The organism is Mesorhizobium sp. P2_A12 (assembly GCF_056405075.1).
Genome location: NZ_JBFUCU010000022.1, coordinates 72,445 through 93,785 on the forward strand (window position 1 = coordinate 72,445; position 21,341 = coordinate 93,785).

The following is a 21,341-nucleotide window of genomic DNA, read 5'->3' on the forward strand; positions in this document are numbered from 1 at the left end:
TTTCGAAGATGCGCAGCCAATTAAGCTCGATCGGAAGCTTCCGTTCCACGCTAACTTTGTACGATCTTTACCATTGATTGGCCTTGGCCTGACCGAGCGCGAGAGGAGCCCACGGCGAAAATCACATCCGCGTTTAGCAATAACAAACGAGACTGAAATCGAATTAAATTGTTGGGAACATTTTCTTCACCTGACTCTTTTTGGGCCGTCAGATGCAAGGGAGAGGCGGCATGAAACGGCGCGTCGATCGGGAAAAAATTGAGAAGGCGGACCGCGAGTCCCAGACTGGTCGTGGATGCTGAGCGGCAGGTTAGGGAAGCCAAGACTGCGCGTCTACGAGAGCAGCGGCTCAACGCCGTCGATCCGATCAGAATCCGTTTTGGTTCGTCATTGCCAGAGAAAGCCACTTAAACGGCCGGGGTTACTCGGAGACCGACAGTGCCTAAGAACCGAGGATCAATTCTCAAACCGGTCCTTACACAACCCAAGTCGTGGGAAGACCGTTTGTTGGGCGTGGTGCGTTCGGCGTCTAAATATCTCTCTCACAAGACAGACCGAGTGCCCGCTCAACATGCTCGTCCTGTTGACCCTTCACCCGCCTGGCTGGGTCGCCCGTCAGTAACAACGTTCAAAGCGCATGAACAAATACGCCCGGGTCGGAGCACGCAAGTTGGTGCCAAATGAAGTTGCGAGACGGTGCCAAACAGCGCGCCATGGCAAGCCGCCGGCCTACGGAAGGCTGTCGCATGTGACGCCCGGGCATCAGCAAGCTGCGGTCGCTGCTACGAACCGAAGCTGCGCTATGCCTCGCTGCAGGATAAGAAGGAACACCGCCCGCAATTAACGGCCAATGTCAGGTCCACGCTCAAACTCGATCCTCAACCACTTCGTCAAAGGGCATCACGAGCACGCTTCTGCCGTTCTCGTCCGTTACCTCGAAGCTGCAGTCGAACCAACTGCGCATCGTTTGCATGCGAGTGGTAAAGACGAGCTCGCGCGCGGTCGCCAACGCATGGGCTCGCAAGGCCGCCTCCTCTGCCAGTTCGTCTCCTTCGTGGTCGGGGATCAGCCGGCCCCGGTAGCGCACGTTCATGAAATAGCGCAAGTGCCCCTCTCATCGCTCTCGCTTGATCGGGAACTGGAACACATTCGAATATTCCCTCTCGGCAAAACCATAGTTTGGTGCGATCCTTCAGGAGAATTTGGCCACGTGTGTTCTTGGTCGCACCGACGCCTTCCAGTAGCTGCACCGCGATTGTCACACCCGGACGACGCGTGCCCAGCATAATGCTCATGAACTCATGCGTTATGGGCATGGCGTCGTCCTCCAGCCGATCGTGGGTCATAAGCAGCCAGCGCGCCAGTCGCTCCTCGGTGGAGTAGCCGGCATTGGCATAGGCGGTCTGACTGATCTGCACGAAGCGAAGAAGTACCGCGCGAAGCGTGTGGCTGCGGTCCATCGCCACCTGCAGCTCGCCCGCCCCAATTCGGAATGCTTCACCCGCAGCCTGAACCATGCAATCGTCGCCGACACGGAGGAAGGGCGGTTCGAGGTTGGTATGGTCGGATCGGAGGGTCTGGTGGGAACAGCTGTCGTGCTCGGCGTCGACCGCACGCCCACACCTGCCCCGTTCCGGGAAGGTTACATGGGAGATCTTATGTTCCGCTCTGAACAGGTGTTGACGTAGCTCAAACGTGACTGCTTCAAGATGCGGCTCGACGAGCGCAAAGTCATCGGGCGACAGAAACGTCAGTAATCGATTACGGATGTGTGGTTGATGAAACTGAGCCATGCGCTCCGCCTCCATATTGGGGCAAGAGCACGGCACCTCTGCTATCTCTCGGCCGCTTGCGCCCATACAATTCGGCAAGCGATGGGACACTATTTACGCCGGGGCGCAAGCAACATTTTGAGTTCCGGTGGGGAGTTGGATATGAATTCGTACAGTTCGTCAAAAGGGTTTTCAAATGCCATTCGCGGTTCCGTGGGTTCTTATGACCGCGACCTTCGCGAGCTCTGCTTGCTTATCTCCCGTCCGACCCGCGCGGCGGCGGGCTTTTTAACGCATAATTCACCATGCGGCCTCCGTATCTGTCTTGCGGCGTAGTTACAGTACCGCATTCTTAGGCAACACGGCCCACTCGGCGCGCCCGCGCCCTTCGTCCAAAACCCTGCCGTCCTGTGCCTTGCAATCTGTTACTCTGCCGGGGTATTAAAAACCTGTGCTGGGTTGATCCCTGGCCACTTCAAACTCAGCCCGCTGCCTCGCGGTGGCGGACTTTTTGCTTTCAGGGGTGGGGCTTGTGGAAGGTTTCGGTACGATTTTTACCAACCCGTGCGAAGCCCTGCGAAAAGTGGTTAATTGTTCTCCAAGAAAGGCAATGCCAGGGAGGGCGAAAATGGCCACCAAGGTTGTTATCTTGGAGGACGAAGCGCTTATTGCGGTCGACCTAGAGGACCAGTTGCGCGACGCAGGCTTCCAAGTCACCGGCACTTTCTCATCCGCCGCTTGCGCACTGGATAGACTTCGGCATCAATTACCCGATGTGGTCGTCATGGATATCGAGCTGCGGGATGGCGACTGCGCAAAAGTCGCGCAATTGCTCCATGCGCACAACGTTCCCTTCGTCGTACATTCGGCCAGTGTGGCCACCTCAGGGTTACATCATCCGATTTTTTTTAGGGGCGAGTGGGTTGAAAAACCTTGTTCGCCAGTGGATCTGATCAGGGCCATCCGTTTGTCTCTTGCTATAGCGAACGAGGTTGAAATTCCCCGTACGGCCAGCTTGGGCAGGGCTCGCGCATAGACAGGTGTGGATCGCCAGCATTCATGGTCCCCTCGCTGGCTTAAGGGCCCGTCACCCCTTTTACGCAAGGTGGCAGGCTTTTTTGTTCATTAGCGGAACCTCATATTCCGCTAATGGTTTCTGTGACGGCTTCCCTCGCTGAGGCGGGTCCCACGATCCGCCTCATCAGAATAGCGGTCGCGCCTCCACTGCACCGGTTATTCGCCTACAGCCGCGTTGACCAGTCTGGCGCATCCGCGGCCATAAACAGATAGGTGCTGACCAACACCAGCACTATCAGCACCGCCACAGCTATCCAGAGCGCGAGTTTCGTTTTGTTCATGGGGAGCAAGTAATCAGTCACCGCCCGCGCCGCAATGCAAATGGCCGTGTGGAAGGGGCGGTTACGACCTTTTGCGCGTGGAACCAATCTGCGGCTGAAAGCGTAGTAAGCCGGATTGGGGGAAATAGCAGAAGTGTCAGTGCGATTCTGGTCGTGGAGGACGAACCACTGTTCCTGCTCGACCTTGAATCGGCATTGGAAGAAGCAGGCTTTCTAGTCGTAGGGGTGCCCAACGCCGAAGCGGCGATAGAGGCATTTGATGAAGATCCAAGCAAGTTCACCGGTCTGCTTACAGACATTCGCCTTGGATCTGGAAACTCGGGATGGGAGCTAGCGAGGCACGTAAGGCGAGCTAATCCAACCCTACCAGTGGTTACATCAGGCGGCGACAGCGCGCCTCACTGGGGCGCTGAAGGCGTCCCGGAAAGCGTGATGATCACCAAGCCGTTCTTCCTGCCTCAAATCGCTACAGCGCTGTCCATGCTTCTAAATCAGCAGCACGCGACTCCAGCAAGCGAGGGTAGCAACTAGCCACTTGGTCAACGGTTGGACGGCAAGGTCAGCCTGGAAACCAGAGTTGGCCCTAGCGGTTTGTGCCCCGGCTCTTCATGCCAGATGACTTTGCCGCAGATCACGCATGTCGACCTTTTGGCCACAGGAGGGGCAATTGTAGAAAATGGTCCCGTTCATCGGCCACCGGTACGCCGTGCCGCTTGCCGGGGACCGGTGATCCAAGGTCCGATATCTTCGTCATTGAGTGCTTTTGCCTCATCCACATAGCTACTCGCGAACGGTCACCCGCGATGTCGTTGAGAGGTTGGTGATCGTATCGGCATCCACGGTTACCAGACCACCACCATCGATCCGTACCGTTACCTTTCCATCTTCGTCATCGACGCGCGTGGCAAAACCGCTGATTTCGATCTTTTGACCCGCCCTGGTTTTTTTCGGCGTATCGATGGCCAGGGGGAAATTATAAGTCGGAATGCTGACACTCGAAACGCCGCCCTCCATCACCTTCAGGATGGTGGCCGTTAGCGTGATTTCGTCACCAACTCTCGGACCTCGGGGCATTTGTCGCTCGTTTGATCGCGGTAATGATTGAAATTTCAATTTGCCTAAAATGTTCCGGAACTATTTTAGCGCGTGCTAATTTGAGTCGCGGGAGCGGGTCAGTTCATGCGTCTGAAGTTCATCAAGCCGATGGAGCCTGAGTTGTTCGACAGCCCGCCCGACGGCGAGGACTGGAGCCATGAAATCAAATTCGATGGCTATCGCACCCAGGTGATCAAGGATGCCGATGGCATCCGCCTGTACACCAAAAATGGCTACGACTGGACTACCCGATATCGATATCTCGCGGAGGAGGCGGCTTCGATCGAGGCCGAAAACTTTATCGTCGATGGCGAAACCATCATGGTCAATGAGGCGGGGCTGTCCGATTTCCATGCCCTGCAATCGGCCATCACCAAGCGCCGGCCGTCACGGGATCTTTATCTGGTGGCGTTCGACCTTCTGCACTTGAACGGCCACGATCTGCGCGACATGCCGGTGGAGGACCGCCGCGAGATCCTGCAAGAGATGATCCCTGCCGTCGGCCGCATTCAATTCAGCAAAGCAATGCCTGGCACCGGTGACTTCGTCTATCGGCTGGTCGATCAAGCCGGACTTGAAGGCATGGTCTCGAAGCGCCGGGACAGCTTCTATCGCAGCGGCCCGACGATGAACTGGCGCAAGATCAAATGCTTTGACGAAAAGGAAATGGACATCATCGGGGTGAAGCGGGAAAGGGGCAAGCCAGCCATGGTTCTCATGGCCGAAAACGGTCGCTATGTCGGCGGGGCCGTTGTCACATTCAAGCATGACAAGCGCCAGCGGCTTTGGGATCGCGTGCAGGGTAAGGTGGGCGCCCCGCCGCCTGTAGCCCTGGCGAAGAAAAGCGCCGAATGGCTCAAGCCTGGCCTTGTCGGCCGCGTCAAGTTCCTGAAAGGCGAGGAGCAGCTTCGGCACGCATCGCTGCAGGATTTTTGGGAAAAAAGTTAGCTCTGGGGACCTAGGGGCTGCCAGAGTTTTGATTCTGTTCGGGTCTTGGCAGCGCCAGCTTGATGTCAAACGTTTCCGGCAAATTGGAATGAGTGCCGGTCCTCATTGAAGCCGTGGTCGCGGCATCGACTGGTAGAAGGATGACCATTCGCACTTTAGGTTCAGGCCTAAGCGGCCGGTCAAATAGAAACAACATGATTGCCAGCACGCACGTTAGAAGGGCAGCGGTTAAGACATTCGCTATGACCTCGCCGAATTGCATGCCCGCTCTCCCGCAATAAGATGCGCGCCATATTGCCCAACATGGCGCGCACCCTGGCCAACCGACGATGAAGGGAAACTTTGCTCGCCGCATTCTGGCTTGCAGATCGGCTAGGCGGACCACGAGGGCATGAGACGTCTCGAGTTCAAGGTTCATCATCTTCAATCGTCCTCAATGGATTCCGACATGCACAACCCGCCGCTGACTGGCGGCGGGTTGTCATTCGAAGGTCAGTTGTAAACCTTCACAATTTTGCGGGTGCCCGGATCCACGAGAACCGTCCGGTTGTCGACGACGACATAGCGGTATTTGACGTTGGGCACTTCATGAAGCTCGACTGTGTCGGGCAGCGCTGTGCCGACATTGAGTTCGACGCCCGGAATCTTCACAGACGCCAAGGGCTGCTTCTTCACATACTCATGTATGACGGTATCCTGTTCGGGCGTGATGATCACGTCCTCCGCAGCAACCGCGCCGATACCTGCGACAATCAGAAACGCCGCTGCGGCGCCAGTGAGATACGCTTTCATGGATTTCTCCCTTGTGAAAATTGGCACAGACAACCTTCGTCGGCCAAGCCAATCGAACTTGGCAAGGCAGCAAACGTTCCCCCGATTGGGCTTCGGTCGGACCGTTTTGGGACCAAGGTCTGGTCGCTGATATCGGAACCTAATACGGTAGGGCAGCTTGTCTGTCATGGACGACCGACCGAAACCCCAAAAACTGGTGCCGAGCCCTCCACCGAGATGGCAGAACCGCAAGGGCGTATTGATACCCGCCGCAGTTTTGTTGCTCGCGGCTGGCGCGCTCGCCGGATGGTGGATCATCGTTCGATGAGCACGCGCGCGGGATCCCACAACGAACGGGGCACCAAATCCGGTATCTCGAACGCGCTCATACGCAAAGGCGGGTCCGACGCCTAAGGCTTTGGGAACTCCGAGACGCCGGACCCTTGGAGGGTGAAATCTCCTCAGCCCCGGCTCCTAATATCAGCCGGTGGCAAACGCCGTCGGTGCAACGGCCGACGCAGAAGTGCCCCTGCGGCTGGTAGCGTCGACAGCGGCTTGACGGCCGACGCATCAATCAGGGCGCTGAAATCTGTACGCAAATGCAGGCGGCGGAACAATTCTTCGGCAGAAGCCGTTTAGTCGCTGGCCGGATGCCCTTAGCCCAAACGCCTCCAGTTCGTTCGGGTCATGGGTACGAGCCGCCCACGTCTCAATTCAATTGCCGTGTGCGCCGGGGTATGGTCATCTTCGCTTAGATCGTGGTCCGCCAGATGTTGAATGAACAGCTGATGCCAGGGGTAACCCGGACCGCGCCGTCAACTGTGAAGTAGCCTTGGAAGCCGTATTCTCGGCCTTGGTGACTGCCTCAGAAGCTGAGGGGTGGACGCCTCAAGAGACGGCTGCAGCATTGCAGATCGCCGATACTGCCGCAAATGAAGATGAACCAGAAGCGAAGAAATGACCAACAAGCCGCATTGGCGGACCGAGACCAACAAAGACAAGGCCAAGGCGTTGGCCTGGGCGAGAGAGATCGGCGATAAGGTGCGGGTTGAGGAGATCACGCCAAAGCCGAAAGGGCGCTAGCGCGCAGCAAGGTTCCGTCCCACCACCGTCACTCAAATTCCGTAAGTTAAACATGCGAAAGGAGAGGAGACCACGCCCGGAGGTAGGCGCCAGCCTGCTGGCTTTATTTGCTAGCAGTTTTTGACGCCACCGTGGCCCGATGTCCCTCCATGTCGCTCTGAGCGCTGCCCAGGAAATGATGCTGAACAATCCGAACTCCAAGCAACCGCTGATGTTGCCCTTGGCAAGCAATAGGATCGCGGTTGCTGGGTTTGCAATCCCGGCGAAACCTGCGATCATCAGCCACACCCAAAGAATCACCCTAGCGATCACAGCTTTCTCAACCTCACTCCGGCGCCGCCGCCATTCTCGGGTATGAACTGGGTGGCCCTCTAAGGCGACCTACGAGGTTCCGTCTGTCTCGCCTTCCTCATCGATCATTCGGACCGGCAGATAGGCGTTGGTTTCTAACCACTCGCGCAAAACGATCTGGTTGAGATCCGACCGGCCGATCTTCGTCTCTGCGGCGATGGAGATAAGCGCATCCTCCGTCGCCGGCTCCAGCGCCACACCCGCGAGGAGCATCAGGGCAGCGCGCCTAAGGATGATTTGAATATCCGCTCGCGACATATCCGCAATGCGGTCGGCGGGGCTCTCAAGCTCTTCGGCGATAGAAAGGCGGGTCATTTTGCATTGCGCGTCGCAGTAGCCTTTTCTGCCAGAGCGGCCTTGGCACCCTATGAAGCGGGTTCGGACGCGGTGGCCCTGCCTGAGCCTGGCGCGTCCGAGTGATGCCCCATCTCCCGTCCGAGCCGCACCGCATCCGTATGATTAGGTTAGCATGCTTTAAGCTGGTTGATCCCAGCGCACTTCAACTTGCCCGCCCCGTTCCCATAGCGGGCGGGCCTTTTCGTTAAGCCGAGAAACTTTTCCCAAAGAGCGAAGTTGATGCAACAAGCTGCCGCTTAATTTCCATGAAACTCAAGATGCTCACGATGGGCGCGATGGCGCTTACGATGACGGCTGGTGCCGCACTTGCTGGCACAGGAACGTCCGCGCTCGACGATCCGGCAAAGATGTCGCCCTTCTTCACCGATGCCGGCATGAAGACCATGAAGTCCGAGGCTGACTTCAAGACCGCATGGATGGCCATGGACCCCGTGAACAGGCGGTGTTGAAAGACTGCGGAGATACCACACTTAACAAGTCGCACGCAGATTTCTGCGCGATGGCAAAGAGGATGGGGCGGCTGAATCTAAGCCGAAACGTCGAAGGCGGACCCAGCGCCCGCCTTCGGCCATTCTCTGTCGAGCCCCTGGGTCACCCCGTTGCCGGATTTTCGGGGGGAAGGAACCTAATCCCAACTTATGGCGAGATGCTGAGCCTCGTTCCGGTCCTATTTTGCAGCTCGCTTTCAGGCTCAATCCTGGCAGCCGTTCGGTGTCAGGCAGCTGGCTTCACATTCGATGTGCCCCCGGGTTTTGTGCCGACCAGCGTTCCGACCAAGGCGCGGGTTTTCGGGGCGAAAACAATGCCTTCCTTGCAGTGTGGGGACTCGGCAACGCCAGTTTTCGCGCCGAGAGGCTGGGTGGAAGCTGACCTATCGCGTCACCCCGAAGTGGGGCGGAAGGATTGCTAGCAAGCTGTGAGCATATGCGGACCCCTTTTACATTCTCGCTCGACAGACCGGATCAGTTGCTCGGTTGCTGCGATGGCTCGGGAACGAACGCCGGCGCGTCAGCTGCCTGTTGGGGCCTGTCATTTTGAAACTGGTCCGCCCACGGTAAGTCCATAAGCCATTGCTCCCGTCGGCCTACCCAAAGTTCGTATTCGGGAATTAGATCGGTCGGTGCTTTGTCGAGACAGCCGACCAGAACCTCTGCTTCGTCACTCCGCAGGTTCGCCACCCTTGAGCCGCATTGCTTGCAGAAAGATCGACCCTCAAAGTTTCCCAGCTCTCCCGTGCCTTGGTAGGCAGCCAATGGCCAAACGGCGAAGAATGTGAACGCACTGCCACTCGCTCGGCGACAATCCTGGCAGTGGCATATCACTATCCTGAGGGGCCGCCCTTCGACGCTGAACCGTGCAGCCCCGCAGAGACATCCGCCTTCGCGAATAACCTTGAAGCCGTTGGCATGCTGAGGTTGCTGCGTCTGCTGCTTGATCGGCGCAGATGCAGCATTGCCTGAGCAAGATGGGAAATGCGTGCTGGCTGGTTGCTCGATCATCAGATTGGGAGGCATCGGCGTTCGGTGTGGCATTTCAGGTCGTCGCTCTCTTCTCGCCATGACAGGGGCAGCACCCTAGTGCGGTCGCGGTATATTCCCTGCGCAACGAGCAAAGTCTCCGGATTTTCCGAGAATTTAGGTGGTAGGCCTGATCAGGGGATAGCGGCGGGCCTCTACGATGTGGTCCTTGCCGCGCTCGCTCGGGCCCGGTGCCGGTTCAGACATCACCACCCTTACATTGTTCCGGGGCTTCGCGAGCGCAGCTAGTTGTGGAGCCTCAACAGAGCCTGGTAACTCCAGTCTCCCCGGTCCGGCTCTCCCGAAAGCTCACAGGCTAATCTGCGGAGATGCCGGTTTGGCGATGGCTTGGTGGCCGGGCATTGCCTGTGGCTACCGCCGGCGTACACGTCTCGGGCGCCCATCGCCAGCGCCTGGGGCAAGCAAGGATAAGAGCCGCTAGCCAGGGCATTACCCAGCCGTCGCACCCCCCTAGCCCGTGCAGTGCTTCCTTTGGCAAACCGATACCCGGCCACCGGCACGAGGGATCGCCAGCCATTTCATCGGCTGGCTGGTCTGCGGCCACCTGTTCGATATGTGGGATTTTCGCCAGGTTGCTTCCACTTTCTTGAGCGCTTCAGCCACGGCCGGGCCATTCCTGAAAAATTGCCGCCCGCGTCCACAAAATGTCACCGGGGTTTGCGCACAAATTCGGAACAATGCCTTTCGCCCGTGATTTATCGGAGTGAAGGGACCGGTTTTCGAGGAGAAATCAGATGAAACATCTTCTGATCACGAGCATGATCGCGCTCGGCGTCGGTTGCGGCGCCGCGATGGCGCAGACCGAATCCGCACAACCGAGCGGAGGCGACAATTGTGCCGCCGGCCAGGCCGACTGCCAGAAGGGCGGCAAGACGGGCGAGCAGGCCCAGGGCAAGATGAAATCGCAGACGGAGCAGAATGCCCAGGGCAAGGCCGGCGCCAACACCGAGGAGCAGGCGCAGGGTAAGGCCAAGGTGAAGACCGATCAGCAGGCCCAGGGCAAGGCAGATACCAGCACCGAGCGGCAGGCCCAGGACAAAACCAACATGAAGACCACTGAGCAGGCCAAAGGTCAGGCTGGCACCAAGACCGAGGAGCAGGCTCACGATACGGCCAAGTGCCAGACTGGCATGGCAAACTGCCCGAAGGGTTCGAAGATGAACGAGCAGGCCCAGGGCAAGACCAAGATGAAGACCACTGAGCAGAATGCCCAGGGCAAGACCGGCACAACCACCGAGCATAACGCCCAGGGCAAGATCAGCACCACCACTGAGCAGAACGCCCAGGGTACGACCAAGATGCAGACTCAGCAGAATGCCCAGGGTAAGACCGGTACAACCACCGAGCAGAACGCCCAGGGCAACACTAACGTCCAGACCGACCAAAACAAGACGGCCTCGATAAACAACGTGACGGTCGAACAGAAGACCCAGATCACGCAGATCATCCATGAGACCCACGTCCGGCCGGTCGCGAGTGTCGACTTCGACATCTCGGTCGGCGTCGAGGTGCCGCGGCACAAGATCCGCCTGCATCGGCTGCCGGCCCGTATCGTCAAGATCGTCCCGGCTTATGAAAGCTACGAGTATTTCGTGCTGGCCGACGGACGTATCGTCATCGTCGATCCGGACACCTACGAGATCGTGGCGATCCTGGAGGCCAAATCGCGGCTGACTTTCACTCGCTTTTGTAAGGCCACCAACACGTGGTCGTCGACGTCTGCGGATTTGTGTCGAACTTCGCGGTCGAGATCCAAAGCGGCCCCTGGTGCCGTCTTTTCGGTGGAGACTATGCAATCTCGTTGAGAGCATCTGGTTCCGCTATCCAGAGCGCAGTATTTCTTGACGTCAACAAATCCACTGGAAACCCGTTGCGTTTCTCGTCGGGAGATGTCCCCACGACGGCCGGCACCATACCAAGCCCGCTGATTCTTCCAGGCAGCGGGCTTTTTGTTGGAACCAATCATTTCGGTGGGGAGGTTCTCATGGGCGCGGCATCTTGCTCTGGCTCCTCCGTATTCCGATTCCAATTATCATCCTCATTATGCATTCAACAAGTTGATGCGGAAGCGAGCACCCCGCAAGGTCAGGCATTGACCTGGTTTGGATGTAAGAAAGCGCAAGATTCACGACCGGATCCGGTTGGATACTGGTAGGCGAAAACGCGCCCACGACCTTCCAGCCTTCTTCGGGAGCTGGAACACCGTTTTCAAGCGCTACCCGGCTTGGCTCAAAGCTGATGTTTTCATCGACTTTTCGAGCCTGTTCGGATGAACCGGATATGGAATCGTCAAGGTCCACCGCAGGGACAGGGCGCAAAAGGGGGACTTAAAGCCAGGCCATAGGCGGCTTGACAACCAAAATCCTGGCACTCACCGATGCACTTGGCAATCTTGTGCGCTTTGTTTCTTTGCGCAGCCTGCGGTTCGATCCCGTGGGTGTCGCCCCGGCCGACTCTCATCGATGATGTCATTCCGTATAGAAACGCGAGAAATGTTCGCCGATGATCTCACCAGCGGTGTAGCCCTTGATTCGCTCTGCACCAGTGTTCCAACTCTGAATCCTGCCCTCGGTATCGAGCATGAATATTGCATAATCGACGACACTTTGAACCAGCTGCTCTGCAGCGGTCTGGGAGAGCTGTGGGTTTCGGTGATTTTTGTCAGGCATCTGCGCTATTTAGTGCTTTGCACTCATAAAGCTACTGAGCACTTTGTTCCACGCGGCAACAGCTCATTGTGCCTCTGACGTCTTTACCGCGTGATCTGGTATACGCTCGTGCAGGGAGACACGCCAACACGATGCGCGGTCGCGCTTGCTGGAACCAGTCCCGACGCTCCGCATTCTATTAGCTGGGTCTCAAGGAGTGTGTGATGAAAGCGGTTTTGGCACTGGTCAGTGGCTTCATGCTGACCCTTGCGGTCTTCGCCAGCGGGCTAGCTTTCGCTGCTTGGCTGATTGTCGCAAAGCCCGTGCATCAGGCGAAGCCTGCCGACAGTGTCTCGCAGCTTTGGACCAAGGACGCACAGGCCGTCGATAAGGCCGCGCAGGGCCTGGAGCGCGTGGCTGCCGCGCAGCCTGCGGCGCCCGACGTCGCCGCGACGGTGCAGGCGCCCGATCCGACCAATACGAGCGCGGTGGCGCCAGGCGCTGGCGAGCAGGAAGTCAGGCTGCCACCTGCCCATGTCAGCTGGTGCGCGGACCGCTACCGCTCCTACAATCCCGACGACAACAGCTACAGGTCCTATAGCGGCCAGCGGCGGCCCTGCCTGTCGCCCTATCTGGACATCATCGCCGCCGACCAGGGCGCGCAACAGCCCACCGAAGTTAGCTATGTCGAAGGCGCCGGCCCTCTGGTTGCAACAGCAGACCTTTCGGACGACCACGTCCAATCCTGCTTCAGCCGCTACCGATCCTACCGTCCCGAAGACAACAGCTACCAGCCCTATTCCGGCGGGCCGCGGCGCCAGTGCGAATAGGGGCACGCTGCTTGCCGACTCACCGGCAAGGCGGTGCCCGATCGTGCTTGCAATCCTCAACGGGGCTCCTGGCTGGTTCAAATTCAGAAGGTTGTTTTTTTAAAGAGACGACATCAATCGGATCAACTCCAGACTGCATTGTAAGTGGGCAAGAGAGTGCTCTTTAGACGCCGAAATCCTGATGGTCTCTTAGAGCGCTTACGCACTTATGTGTGGCCGCGCCGGTCGTTCTCACGCTCGCTTCAATATTTTTCGAAGCGCATTCTGCGCCTGAATGCCACTCCACACGCAGTAGCGGCCGGGGTAGCGGCTGGGGTTTTCGCGTCGTTCTTTCCGGTAGGATCCCATTTCGCCATTGCCGCCTTTGTGTGCTGGCTGATCGCGGGAAACATGGTGGCGGGAGGTTTAGGAACATTTGTCTTTGGCAATCCGCTGACCTTCCCACTTGTTGTGGGAGCGTCCTGGGAGACCGGCAAGATCATGTTGAACAACCACCTGCGAATTCACGGCCCGCCAGCCCATCTGAGTGAGATGTTGCAAACCCTTTCAATTTCGCAACTGTGGGAACCGGTGCTAAAGCCGATGTTGTTCGGCGCGGTGCCACTGGGGCTGATTTTTGGCCTGTTATTCTACGGGATCACTCGCTATGGCATGACAGCCTTCCGCGAACAGAGACGTAAGCGACTGGCCGAAAAAGGAAGCCGCCTCGTTCAGTAAGACGTCGCGTGTCAGCCCTCTGCCTGTTCGAAATCGCGGGAGGCGCGTCGGATCGCATGCGACTTTTTCGGCATCAATGGCGCCTTCTCAACAATGCCCTGCTTCCCGTACCAAATTATCGTAGCGAACCGTGGGGGTGGCGCCCAAGATTGCGGAGAGCGCAACAGGACGTTCGGAAATTGGTGCTCTGCTTCGCACTCTCGGTGCCAAGGAATGATCAGCTTATCGCCATTCTTGGCGCGCACAGTTGGTCATCGCTCTTGCGAGAAGCCCGCATTATGGCCGCCCAACAAGGCTAGTTTCATAGTCATTCCTGATTACGAAGGCATCAACGCGAGATGCAACCGCGACTGGAAGCCGACGTTCGTGCGGACCAAACCGGCTTGAACATTAGCCGTTTCGAATAGTTGAATTCCTGTCCCGTGTGTTGTCACTGGCACCCGGAACAGGCTGATGCGGCATACATCATCAGCCGGCCCGCGCCAGCGGTCCCTCCGTGGCGCGGGCTTTCTGGGGACATTGGGGAAGCGATGACCGACAAGCCGGTCACCACCTACATCGTGAGCGTGTTCGAGAAGCCGCATTGGCGCACCGTGCTGACCACAAAGGATGCGGCCAAGGCCTTGGATGGCAAGGAAGATCGGCGACAAGGTGCGGGTCAAAGAGATCACGCCGAAGGTGAAGCGTTAGCGAAACAGGACATGGGCCCCCCAATGCCGGCCATCAGGAGGCAAGCGGGCCATACCGAACATGTTGCGCTGTCTGTGTGGCGCTAGATTATTGGACTGTCGGCTTCGGTATGAACTTGGGCGATTGTAGATCGTGGCCCAACATTGTTGCCTGAGCGGGTCTAAGTATGATCGGGACAATATCACCTTCGGTCGGAAACAGTAGTAGAACGACGCCTCCGACTGCTTCACTCATGGCTACCTCCCACTTGTCGATGGCAATTGCTTGCTTCTCGCTCTTGATCTCGGCTGCCATGGATTGCCCCATCCCTTTATTTCCCCGAGGGCAGCATCGCGCAACCTGTGCGCGAACGCAAGCTTCGCCCAACGGCGCTTGACGATTTCAGATCGAGGAAAAAGCCGGCGCCGCTCGCTGGAGGTTGCCTGAAAGGCGCCGGCCAAAGCGGACGCCAAGTCCGCCGCGGTTCACCCTTTAGCTGAATCTTGACCTTGCGTCATGTCGAGGTACGAAGAGAGAACTAAGCCGACTTAACCTTCTCGCAGGCGCTTTTACCGGCGGCGCCTTACGGGCCAGGCCTGCGGCTTTTGCTAGCGCCGAGCGGGCGGCAGCATAATTAGGAGCTACCATGGGATAGTCAGTCGGCAGGCTCCATTTCTGCCGGTTACTGATCGGGACTGAGATTGAAGTGAGTAGCAAGATGTCGCTTCAGCGACTTGAATTTCTTGCCGTCCTCCAGGCAGACGATGTAGTCGGGAAACACCGACCTCTTCGGATTTGCCGCCGGCACGAGAGGCACAGCAGGCGGATCTGCCGGCCTGTTGAGGCCCGACAGGGAAGCATGAACAGAAGCGATAAGGTCCGGCAATGCGGCGGCAGGAAGTGGGTTCTTGCTCACATATGCCGAGACAACTTCCGCTGTTAGTTCCGCGAGCGTTGCCAGCCGCGCAACTCTGGCCTGAGGTCTACAGTGCGCTTCCTGCATGCCGCAGGCGGGCGCCAGGACGCGCGGGGCACTTCGGCAGCCTAGGAGAGCGGCCAGGGGAAACACGCGCCGGGCCTGCACACAGATACCTGCGCGAGCGAGTTATCCACAGGTAGCCCACAGCCATCGGCGACAGGCAATCCCGTAACGACAAAGCCAGCCTTCCCGATCTAATATCACGTTGGGCTTGGTGCGGCTCGCTTCGCCCAAGCATCCCCTGCACCGGTCATTTCCGCGTCGATATCGGGAATTGTCAGATTGGATGCTGCACGCATTAGCTTCAAGGCCAGGCAACGGGCGGACTCGGTCGCGCCGCCGCCCCGATTTGATCCTTTCTGGGCTAGTATGGCGGAGGCGGCGATAGCCGGCAGTGTGGTTGCTGTTTTTTGGTTCTTGGCGGCGGCAGTCACATGGCGGGTGCAATCGGCATAAGTATGATTTTGGCCTTTGCGTTGCCGTATTTCTATCTCCAGGGAATGGAGCGGAAGAGTAGTAAAGGGAGTTTTTGGCGGCGCTGGCCTGAGGTTCGGGATCAAGGGGCAACCTCCTGTGCTGGTTTGAGCTACGGGCAGTGAAACATATCCCGGGTGTCTAGGTTCCGTCACAGTTGGCTACAGCCTGTCACACGTCATCGCCGGGCGGTTGCCATGAGCGCATGCCTCGCCGTCGCGGGGACAGAATCACATGCCGAGCGTCTCAGTGTGCTTCCGGCAGGCCGGACAGTCTCTCTCCGCTGCTGCCTGGAGGAATTTCTGACCTTCTCGACGAATTGCGTTTTGAGTGGGACTTGCCTGAAGACAAGCCCATCCGTGATCGGTCGCGTCTGGCTAAGGCGCTGCAGACGGACGGGAGCGTTCCTCGATGAGATAGAGCATCTCGAGAAGGGTGTTGGGTTGCTCTCTATCCTACGCTCTCAGGCCCATTGAACAACAAGGACGCCGTCGCAGCATCCCCTCTGCACTCCGCAAGGCAGGTGCCCGTGCATGGCATCAAGCCATTTCCGTCGTTACTTCTGCGCCTTCTTCCGAGCGGCTTGCTGGTTTTGCCCAGTGGCAGCGGAGGTTCTTGCGTCCTTGGAGTGTGCCGCTATGGCTGGCCCGGCGCCTGTTGCCTTGCGCATGTCCCCTGTGGTCTTTTTGTCATGTGCTCTCCTGCCGGTTAGGCCCGAGAACACCTTGCCGAAAAAGCCCATTTCGTCCTCCTGCATGTTCGATGCGCGCTGTCGGGGCGCTCAATGATTGAAGCTCCTCCCGCGACTTTGGTTCCTTCGAATAAGCCAAATGCTGTCCCGCATTGGGCTCCAACTCGAGGGCCCGGGGTTCCTTACAAAGTCGATTTGGCCGACCGGAGCCGCTCATGAGCCGGCTGGACTATGACCTCACGTAAGCTTGCTATTGTGCAGTGCAGCGACGATGTTGTTGCCTGTGCATTGTTGCGCGGTTTTCGTCACCCTGGCGGCTAAGGATCTCGATTTGCGAAACCTGTCAGACACAATCACTCGCCTGGCCGCGATACGTGGCCGACCGGGTTTGTCCGCTCACCGCGACGACCGCTTGTCCGACATGGCCGGTTTCGGATCCAATCCCGGTGCCTTGCGGGGGCGGTTCTACGTTCCTGAGAATCTCCCGCGTGGAGCCGCGTTGGTTGTCGTCCTGCACGGTTGCACGCAGACGGCGGATGGGTACGATCATGGATCTGGATGGTCGAAGCTGGCGACCGACCAGGGATTTGCGCTGCTATTTCCGGAGCAGCAGCGTGGCAACAATGCCAATTTGTGCTTCAACTGGTTCGTGCCCGAAGATATCACGCGCGACCGTGGAGAAGCGCTCTCCATCCGCCAGATGATCCAAGCCATGGTGACAAAGCATGGCCTCGACAACCGGCGCATTTTTATCACCGGTCTTTCTGCCGGCGGCGCCATGGCGGCGGCGATGTTGGCAACATATCCGGAAGTGTTCGTCGGCGGCGCAATCATAGCAGGGCTCGCCTACGGCAGCGCGTCGACGATCCCGGAAGCCTTCGATCGCATGCGTGGCCATGGCGGCCCAACGAAAACTGATCTCAAGAGACGCTTGGCCCGAGCTTCGCCTCATAAAGGGACTTGGCCGAAGATTTCAATCTGGCAGGGCTCGGCCGACACCACAGTGGTCCCGTCGAACGCGGATTCCATTCTCGCTCAATGGCAAGGAGTTCATGGTGTTGGCGCCAGCCCCACCCGAAAAGAAACGGTCGATCGACAGATACGTCAGGTGTGGTGCGACGCGGACGGCAATGAGTTGATCGAGAAATACACGATTGCCGGCATGGGCCATGGCACGCCACTGCGGACGCTCGGTGACGATGGCTTGGGCGTTGCCGCCCCATTCATGCTGGACGTCGGTATTTCATCAACACGCCATATTGCGGATTTCTGGGGTCTTACAAGCCGAACTGAAGCCAGATCTGCGGAAGCGCCGGTAAGATCGGCGGGCAAAGAAGTGAGGACTTATGCACCTGCGGGAAATCCGCGAGCAGTACGCGCCGATGCCGCAAAGGCGCCTCAGCCTGATGCTCGCGGTGGTTCGGCCACAGGCATTACCAAGGTGATTGAGGACGCTCTGCGCGCAGCCGGCTTGATGCGTTAGCTCAAAAGCTCTTTGGCTGGGTAAGACCGACAGGCTTGATGCCAAGAAGGTCTCCCGGCCGAAAAGTCGAAATTCCGGCCGGGAAGTTTCGCGCGGTTAGATGCGATTGACGCGACGAGCGCCGTCTCGCCCAATTTCATTTGAGGCGTAGTTCTCGGCATCGGCGTCGAAACCTGTCCATCCGCCGGCCTGATATTCTCCACGACGCTCTTCCAGGTTCACGGACTTGGTCTGCCCCAGAATCCTTTCGGCGTTTGCCACCAGCGGGTCGTCTACCTTGGCGGTGACCAACGTGCCGCCACGACGCACACCCTCTGCATAGACGTGGGCATCGTCCTCTGCGACGCCGGAATCAGTAAGGGCTCCGACGATGTCCCCGGCAGCGCCACCGACGACGGCGCCTCCAACCGCGCCGACTGCAGTGGCAGCCAACCATCAGGCGGCCACCACCGGACCAACGCCCGGAATGGCCATGAGGCCAAGCCCGGTCAGCAGTCCGCCAGCGCCGCCGACAACGGCACCTAGTCCGGCGCCGCCAGCGGCATCGTCTCCGGCCTTGGATCTGTCATGGTCGCGCCGATTGTCCGCATTGTTAGCGACGATGCTGATGTTGGAATGCGGAACACCCGTCGCTTCCAGCTCGCCAGGAAGCGTCGTCATAATTGTCGAATAGTCCGGTCACAGTTTTCATTTTGAATCTCCTGATTTCTGTTTTGTTAGTTGGTGCCGGCAACGACGTTGCCCTGATAGTCGAGCGCCACCGCCGTGGTCTTGCCGCCCTTGTTCGCCTGACCACGCCAGATGCCCTGATCATCCTTGGCCAGCTTGGACACATCGGAGAAGCCGGCGTCCTGAATGCGACCCTTGGCCTGATCCTCGGTGAAGCTATTCGCACCAGAACGGGGGCGGAGGGGTTCGTGGTTTCGGTGGTGGCTACCGCCGGGGTCGTCGAGGTCGTGGCCGCCGACTTGTCACCGATCTTTGGAAGCGATTTTTTCGATCATCTCCTGATGCATCTTGAGTGTCGGGATTGTCTCTTGGGCGAAGGTCTTTAACTGAGCGTTGTCGCCATCCTTGGCATAGCTCTCAAACAGCTTGGCGGCATCGGAATGCGCATCGCGCTGCATCTGGACGTAGGGTGCGTCGATCGGATCCTTGCCATTTTGCAGAGTGTCGACATTGCCCTTTTGCTTGCCGTCCAGTTCCTTCGGGACCGTCAGCATCTGCTCGCCGGCGATTGTCACGAGCTTGGCGTTGGCCGCGCCATGATCGTCAATCATCTTGTGCGCGAAATCCTTGGACGCTCTGGTCGTGTGCTTTGGTTTCGGCAACCTTGCTGGAATCCACTTCCGCCTGCCGCGGCCTTGTCGACAAAGTGTTGCGCGCTGTCGGCAGCAAGGGCGGGCAGGGCGAAAGACATAGCTGTAGCTGTGGCCAGTGCGGCCTAAGCGCCTATTTATGGCTAGGAGAGTGGCGACCGCGCTCTGGACCGGTCGGTTTGGCTGTCAAAGGATTGCTAATATTCGCCGAGGAACATTCTCATCGGAGTGAAGTTTTGACTGTGCCTTGGTTTGCTCCCCGTGGCCAAGGCATGGAAGTTGCCTCTACAGCTTCCACAGCCCGTCTCGGGGTGGGGCAAAACAAACCGAGGCGGGCATTTTCGGATTCGCGAGGAGAGGGGTGGAGGTAGACGAAAATGGCCTTGGCTAAGAAGGACCAGGAGCGCATCACCTACGCTTGGATGTATGGCCTGCAGGCTCGAAAGGACGGCAAGGAGCGCGTGGTGCCCGAGGTCTGGTACGAATCCGCCGATGGATGGCTGCAAGGATTTGATGGTGAACCCATCATCGGCGCGGATAAGGCCAGGTTGGTCGGCGACCAGATGGAAGCGGAAATTGACGAAACTGGCGTGAGCGAGCCGCGTCAATCGACCAGTTGATGGATTTAGGAACATTTTTGCCGGCTAGGAATTCATGGTCTCTTGGCGGTGGAGGCTTTCATGACCCGACCACGCGTCGACAAGGAACGGATTGGGCGTGCTTTCGCGAATCGAAACTGACAATTGAGGCTGAGCGTCTGGCGAGAGAGGCCAAGACGGCGCGACTGCGAGAGTAGCGCCTTTCCGTGGAAGCGTCTGGCGAAGACGACCGCGAATAGGCGATCAAATGCGCTATGACCAATCGGGCGCGTCCGCTTGTAAAAACAGATATATACCGACCACGATCAGCACCGCCAGCACGATCCAGATCGTGAGCTTCATCTTGCTCATGCCGGGCGGGTGATCAGTATGGGTCCGCGCCGCAATTCAAATGGCCCTGTGCGAATTGAATTGAAAAGCCCGCCACCGTGAGGCTCGCGGTATCTCATTCGGGTGTACCTCATAGGGCCATCTTGCATTCCGCGTGGCCATTGCCCTCCATCAGCAATGGTCGGCTTCAGGGAAACCCTCATGCGCGACGCCGAGCGGTTGGCTTTCGACGAGATGAAGAAGGCCGGAGACCTCAGGCGCAGGCTGGACCTGCACGATGAAGCCAAGGCAAAACTGGAATCCGATCTGGACGACAAGGTCGCTGCGGGTGCCCGCTTAGATACGTATCAGCCCCTTATAAACGATACGCCTCAACGTCCGCGCTGCTGGGTATGGCGAGCAAGGCAGGAGCCCATGGTTGACCAGTGGAGAGATGACCAGGGCTTCCTCAAGTGCCGTGAGTGTGGCTACCTCGCGTTCTCGTGCCTTGAAGAGGCCCGCCACCGTTAGGCCGTTAAGCCCCCGACAGTCCGCGCGGCTGGACACCTTGGAAAGGCAGACCGGGCCGTGATCGTTACAAAAACCGTAATTTGGCGGCCACAAGTCGGCCAGGAAGCCAACGGAAGAAGGTATCCATTTTTTAACAGGAGCCCTCGCCGGATGACATCTGGCGCGTACACTTCGACCCAGAAGTTTTTGCACTGGTCTCTCTTCGTGCTTGTCCTTTTGCTCTACGCACTGACCTACGGGGAGGACCTGTTGCCTCGTGGCGATCATACGGTCGATTCCATCTGGCGGCTGCATATTTCGTTTGGCCTTCTTTTGGCCGGTCTCGTGCTTTGGCGGGTCGTCCTGCGCGGCCTGAGAGGAGCGCCCGGTCTTCCGGAAGAGATGTCGGCGCCAGAGTGGGCGGCGGCCAAGTTTGGTCACCTTGTCCTGTATGCATTGTTGATTGCGATCCCTGTTCTAGGCATCTTTTTGACCTGGTTCAGGGGTAACGAGTTGAGTTTCTTCGGCCTGTTTACGATCCCGGCTCCTTTGCACCTGACCGAACTACGGCTCGCACGATCCGAGAACTTCACTCATTGTGCGCGGATGGCATTCTGATAGCCGTCGGCCTGCATGCCTTGGCTGCGCTGTACCATCATTTCGTCCGCCGAGATGCGATTTTGACAAGGATGCTTCCGAAGGGGGCAAAGTAAGTCTCCGCTTGGCCACGGATGGGTATTGGGCCGCTCGGGACGCTGCCGCGCTGTAGGATAAGAACGCGCGCTGGCGGGCCAGAGAAGCAGCATCCTGTAGCGATGCGGGGGATCCATGCTCGCAACC

Annotated in this window: 21 protein-coding genes and 6 pseudogenes; 16 read left to right on the forward strand and 11 right to left on the reverse strand. The window is 58.3% G+C overall.

From position 1 onward, the window contains the following. Positions 1-865: 865 nt before the first annotated feature. Positions 866-1,105 (reverse strand): DUF6894 family protein, encoded by a 240-nt coding sequence (locus AC1DZU_RS30345; protein WP_477290466.1) that lies wholly within the window; start codon positions 1,103-1,105, stop codon positions 866-868. 130 nt (positions 1,106-1,235) lie between these two features. Beyond that, a pseudogene (locus tag AC1DZU_RS30350) lies at positions 1,236-1,346 on the reverse strand (Crp/Fnr family transcriptional regulator); the annotation flags it as partial. On the opposite strand from AC1DZU_RS30350, the gene AC1DZU_RS30355 reads away from it, so the two are divergent. From AC1DZU_RS30355 to AC1DZU_RS30365, 3 genes are all read left to right on the forward strand, one after another. Further along, the gene (locus AC1DZU_RS30355; RefSeq protein WP_477290528.1) at positions 1,302-1,688 is read left to right on the forward strand and encodes a hypothetical protein; all 387 of its coding nucleotides are present in this window, start codon (positions 1,302-1,304) and stop codon (positions 1,686-1,688) included. The pseudogene AC1DZU_RS30350 and the gene AC1DZU_RS30355 sit on opposite strands and share 45 nt — an antisense overlap. 712 nt (positions 1,689-2,400) lie before the next feature. Beyond that, on the forward strand, positions 2,401-2,808 hold the full coding sequence (locus AC1DZU_RS30360; protein WP_477290468.1) for a response regulator: 408 nt from the start codon (positions 2,401-2,403) through the stop codon (positions 2,806-2,808). 475 nt (positions 2,809-3,283) lie between these two features. Beyond that, positions 3,284-3,661 carry a response regulator gene (locus AC1DZU_RS30365; RefSeq protein WP_477290470.1) on the forward strand — a complete coding sequence of 126 codons (378 nt, stop codon included), beginning with the start codon at positions 3,284-3,286 and terminating at the stop codon, positions 3,659-3,661. Positions 3,662-3,910: 249 nt separating this feature from the next. Here AC1DZU_RS30365 and AC1DZU_RS30370 read toward each other — a convergent pair whose 3' ends face one another. Beyond that, entirely contained in the window at positions 3,911-4,204 is a 294-nt protein-coding gene (locus tag AC1DZU_RS30370; protein ID WP_477290472.1) for a hypothetical protein, read from the reverse strand. Positions 4,205-4,309: 105 nt separating this feature from the next. Here AC1DZU_RS30370 and AC1DZU_RS30375 point away from each other — a divergent pair, with 105 nt between their 5' ends. After that, the gene (locus AC1DZU_RS30375) at positions 4,310-5,173 is read left to right on the forward strand and encodes an ATP-dependent DNA ligase (protein WP_477290473.1); all 864 of its coding nucleotides are present in this window, start codon (positions 4,310-4,312) and stop codon (positions 5,171-5,173) included. A gap of 10 nt (positions 5,174-5,183) precedes the next feature. On the opposite strand, the gene AC1DZU_RS30380 is transcribed toward AC1DZU_RS30375, so the two are convergent. Together AC1DZU_RS30380 and AC1DZU_RS30385 are read right to left on the reverse strand one after the other, a co-directional pair. Beyond that, positions 5,184-5,435, reverse strand: a complete 252-nt coding sequence (locus tag AC1DZU_RS30380) for a polymerase (protein ID WP_477290474.1) — start codon at positions 5,433-5,435, stop codon at positions 5,184-5,186. A 230-nt stretch (positions 5,436-5,665) separates the two neighbouring features. Next, complete coding sequence (locus AC1DZU_RS30385; protein ID WP_477290476.1) at positions 5,666-5,965, reverse strand: DUF1236 domain-containing protein; 300 nt, start codon at positions 5,963-5,965, stop codon at positions 5,666-5,668. A gap of 811 nt (positions 5,966-6,776) precedes the next feature. On the opposite strand from AC1DZU_RS30385, the gene AC1DZU_RS30390 reads away from it, so the two are divergent. Both AC1DZU_RS30390 and AC1DZU_RS30395 read left to right on the forward strand, forming a co-directional pair. Beyond that, a complete protein-coding gene (locus tag AC1DZU_RS30390; RefSeq protein ID WP_477290478.1) occupies positions 6,777-6,905 on the forward strand; it encodes a hypothetical protein in 129 nt (42 codons plus the stop codon). Beyond that, positions 6,902-7,027: a hypothetical protein gene (locus tag AC1DZU_RS30395; RefSeq protein WP_477290480.1), complete on the forward strand. Its 126-nt coding sequence runs from the start codon at positions 6,902-6,904 to the stop codon at positions 7,025-7,027. Before AC1DZU_RS30390 ends, AC1DZU_RS30395 begins: the two co-directional genes overlap by 4 nt. Before the next feature lie 381 nt (positions 7,028-7,408). On the opposite strand, the gene AC1DZU_RS30400 is transcribed toward AC1DZU_RS30395, so the two are convergent. Further along, entirely contained in the window at positions 7,409-7,693 is a 285-nt protein-coding gene (locus AC1DZU_RS30400) for a hypothetical protein (protein WP_477290482.1), read from the reverse strand. Between the two features lie 287 nt (positions 7,694-7,980). Here AC1DZU_RS30400 and AC1DZU_RS30405 point away from each other — a divergent pair. Beyond that, a pseudogene (locus tag AC1DZU_RS30405) lies at positions 7,981-8,252 on the forward strand (hypothetical protein); the annotation flags it as partial. A gap of 445 nt (positions 8,253-8,697) precedes the next feature. On the opposite strand, the gene AC1DZU_RS30410 reads toward AC1DZU_RS30405, so the two are convergent. Further along, complete coding sequence (locus AC1DZU_RS30410) at positions 8,698-9,294, reverse strand: GFA family protein (RefSeq protein ID WP_477290484.1); 597 nt, start codon at positions 9,292-9,294, stop codon at positions 8,698-8,700. A 713-nt stretch (positions 9,295-10,007) separates the two neighbouring features. Between AC1DZU_RS30410 and AC1DZU_RS30415 the strand changes: the two genes are divergently transcribed. After that, the gene (locus tag AC1DZU_RS30415) at positions 10,008-11,078 is read left to right on the forward strand and encodes a DUF1236 domain-containing protein (protein ID WP_477290486.1); all 1,071 of its coding nucleotides are present in this window, start codon (positions 10,008-10,010) and stop codon (positions 11,076-11,078) included. A gap of 666 nt (positions 11,079-11,744) precedes the next feature. Here AC1DZU_RS30415 and AC1DZU_RS30420 read toward each other — a convergent pair. Next, a pseudogene (locus AC1DZU_RS30420) lies at positions 11,745-11,942 on the reverse strand (PAS domain S-box protein); the annotation flags it as partial. 203 nt (positions 11,943-12,145) lie between these two features. Between AC1DZU_RS30420 and AC1DZU_RS30425 the strand changes: the two are divergent. The 3 genes from AC1DZU_RS30425 (at position 12,146) to AC1DZU_RS30435 (ending at position 14,244) form a co-directional block, all read left to right on the forward strand. Then, positions 12,146-12,751, forward strand: a complete 606-nt coding sequence (locus AC1DZU_RS30425; RefSeq protein ID WP_477290488.1) for a BA14K family protein — start codon at positions 12,146-12,148, stop codon at positions 12,749-12,751. Positions 12,752-12,907: 156 nt separating this feature from the next. Then, positions 12,908-13,468, forward strand: a complete 561-nt coding sequence (locus tag AC1DZU_RS30430) for a DUF2062 domain-containing protein (RefSeq protein WP_477290490.1) — start codon at positions 12,908-12,910, stop codon at positions 13,466-13,468. A gap of 530 nt (positions 13,469-13,998) precedes the next feature. Continuing rightward, positions 13,999-14,244, forward strand: a complete 246-nt coding sequence (locus AC1DZU_RS30435) for a hypothetical protein (protein WP_477290492.1) — start codon at positions 13,999-14,001, stop codon at positions 14,242-14,244. Positions 14,245-14,629: 385 nt separating this feature from the next. Here AC1DZU_RS30435 and AC1DZU_RS30440 read toward each other — a convergent pair. Next, positions 14,630-15,140: pseudogene (locus tag AC1DZU_RS30440) on the reverse strand (Ros/MucR family transcriptional regulator). A gap of 1,472 nt (positions 15,141-16,612) precedes the next feature. Here AC1DZU_RS30440 and AC1DZU_RS30445 point away from each other — a divergent pair. After that, entirely contained in the window at positions 16,613-17,764 is a 1,152-nt protein-coding gene (locus tag AC1DZU_RS30445; protein ID WP_477290526.1) for an extracellular catalytic domain type 1 short-chain-length polyhydroxyalkanoate depolymerase, read from the forward strand. A gap of 96 nt (positions 17,765-17,860) precedes the next feature. On the opposite strand, the pseudogene AC1DZU_RS30450 reads toward AC1DZU_RS30445, so the two are convergent. Both AC1DZU_RS30450 and AC1DZU_RS30455 read right to left on the reverse strand, forming a co-directional pair. Continuing rightward, a pseudogene (locus AC1DZU_RS30450) lies at positions 17,861-18,455 on the reverse strand (hypothetical protein). A 25-nt stretch (positions 18,456-18,480) separates the two neighbouring features. After that, positions 18,481-19,184: pseudogene (locus AC1DZU_RS30455) on the reverse strand (DUF4142 domain-containing protein). 276 nt (positions 19,185-19,460) lie between these two features. On the opposite strand from AC1DZU_RS30455, the gene AC1DZU_RS30460 reads away from it, so the two are divergent. From AC1DZU_RS30460 to AC1DZU_RS30475, 4 genes are all read left to right on the forward strand, one after another. Then, complete coding sequence (locus AC1DZU_RS30460; RefSeq protein ID WP_477290494.1) at positions 19,461-19,703, forward strand: hypothetical protein; 243 nt, start codon at positions 19,461-19,463, stop codon at positions 19,701-19,703. 510 nt (positions 19,704-20,213) lie between these two features. Beyond that, positions 20,214-20,522: a hypothetical protein gene (locus tag AC1DZU_RS30465; RefSeq protein ID WP_457155907.1), complete on the forward strand. Its 309-nt coding sequence runs from the start codon at positions 20,214-20,216 to the stop codon at positions 20,520-20,522. 150 nt (positions 20,523-20,672) lie between these two features. Further along, positions 20,673-21,119 carry a cytochrome b gene (locus AC1DZU_RS30470; protein ID WP_477290496.1) on the forward strand — a complete coding sequence of 149 codons (447 nt, stop codon included), beginning with the start codon at positions 20,673-20,675 and terminating at the stop codon, positions 21,117-21,119. Then, positions 21,098-21,214 carry a hypothetical protein gene (locus AC1DZU_RS30475; RefSeq protein WP_477290498.1) on the forward strand — a complete coding sequence of 39 codons (117 nt, stop codon included), beginning with the start codon at positions 21,098-21,100 and terminating at the stop codon, positions 21,212-21,214. Before AC1DZU_RS30470 ends, AC1DZU_RS30475 begins: the two co-directional genes overlap by 22 nt. Positions 21,215-21,341 lie beyond the last annotated feature (127 nt).

Coding starts and splice junctions, on each gene's coding strand:
- AC1DZU_RS30355 (WP_477290528.1), top strand. CDS start 1,302: ATGCGTTATGGGCATGGCGTCGTCCTCCAGCCGATCGTGGGTCATAAG.
- AC1DZU_RS30360 (WP_477290468.1), top strand. CDS start 2,401: ATGGCCACCAAGGTTGTTATCTTGGAGGACGAAGCGCTTATTGCGGTC.
- AC1DZU_RS30370 (WP_477290472.1), bottom strand. CDS start 4,204: ATGCCCCGAGGTCCGAGAGTTGGTGACGAAATCACGCTAACGGCCACC.
- AC1DZU_RS30375 (WP_477290473.1), top strand. CDS start 4,310: ATGCGTCTGAAGTTCATCAAGCCGATGGAGCCTGAGTTGTTCGACAGC.
- AC1DZU_RS30380 (WP_477290474.1), bottom strand. CDS start 5,435: ATGCAATTCGGCGAGGTCATAGCGAATGTCTTAACCGCTGCCCTTCTA.
- AC1DZU_RS30385 (WP_477290476.1), bottom strand. CDS start 5,965: ATGAAAGCGTATCTCACTGGCGCCGCAGCGGCGTTTCTGATTGTCGCA.
- AC1DZU_RS30395 (WP_477290480.1), top strand. CDS start 6,902: ATGACCAACAAGCCGCATTGGCGGACCGAGACCAACAAAGACAAGGCC.
- AC1DZU_RS30400 (WP_477290482.1), bottom strand. CDS start 7,693: ATGACCCGCCTTTCTATCGCCGAAGAGCTTGAGAGCCCCGCCGACCGC.
- AC1DZU_RS30410 (WP_477290484.1), bottom strand. CDS start 9,294: ATGGCGAGAAGAGAGCGACGACCTGAAATGCCACACCGAACGCCGATG.
- AC1DZU_RS30415 (WP_477290486.1), top strand. CDS start 10,008: ATGAAACATCTTCTGATCACGAGCATGATCGCGCTCGGCGTCGGTTGC.
- AC1DZU_RS30425 (WP_477290488.1), top strand. CDS start 12,146: ATGAAAGCGGTTTTGGCACTGGTCAGTGGCTTCATGCTGACCCTTGCG.
- AC1DZU_RS30435 (WP_477290492.1), top strand. CDS start 13,999: ATGACCGACAAGCCGGTCACCACCTACATCGTGAGCGTGTTCGAGAAG.
- AC1DZU_RS30460 (WP_477290494.1), top strand. CDS start 19,461: ATGGCCTTGGCTAAGAAGGACCAGGAGCGCATCACCTACGCTTGGATG.
- AC1DZU_RS30465 (WP_457155907.1), top strand. CDS start 20,214: ATGCGCGACGCCGAGCGGTTGGCTTTCGACGAGATGAAGAAGGCCGGA.
- AC1DZU_RS30470 (WP_477290496.1), top strand. CDS start 20,673: ATGACATCTGGCGCGTACACTTCGACCCAGAAGTTTTTGCACTGGTCT.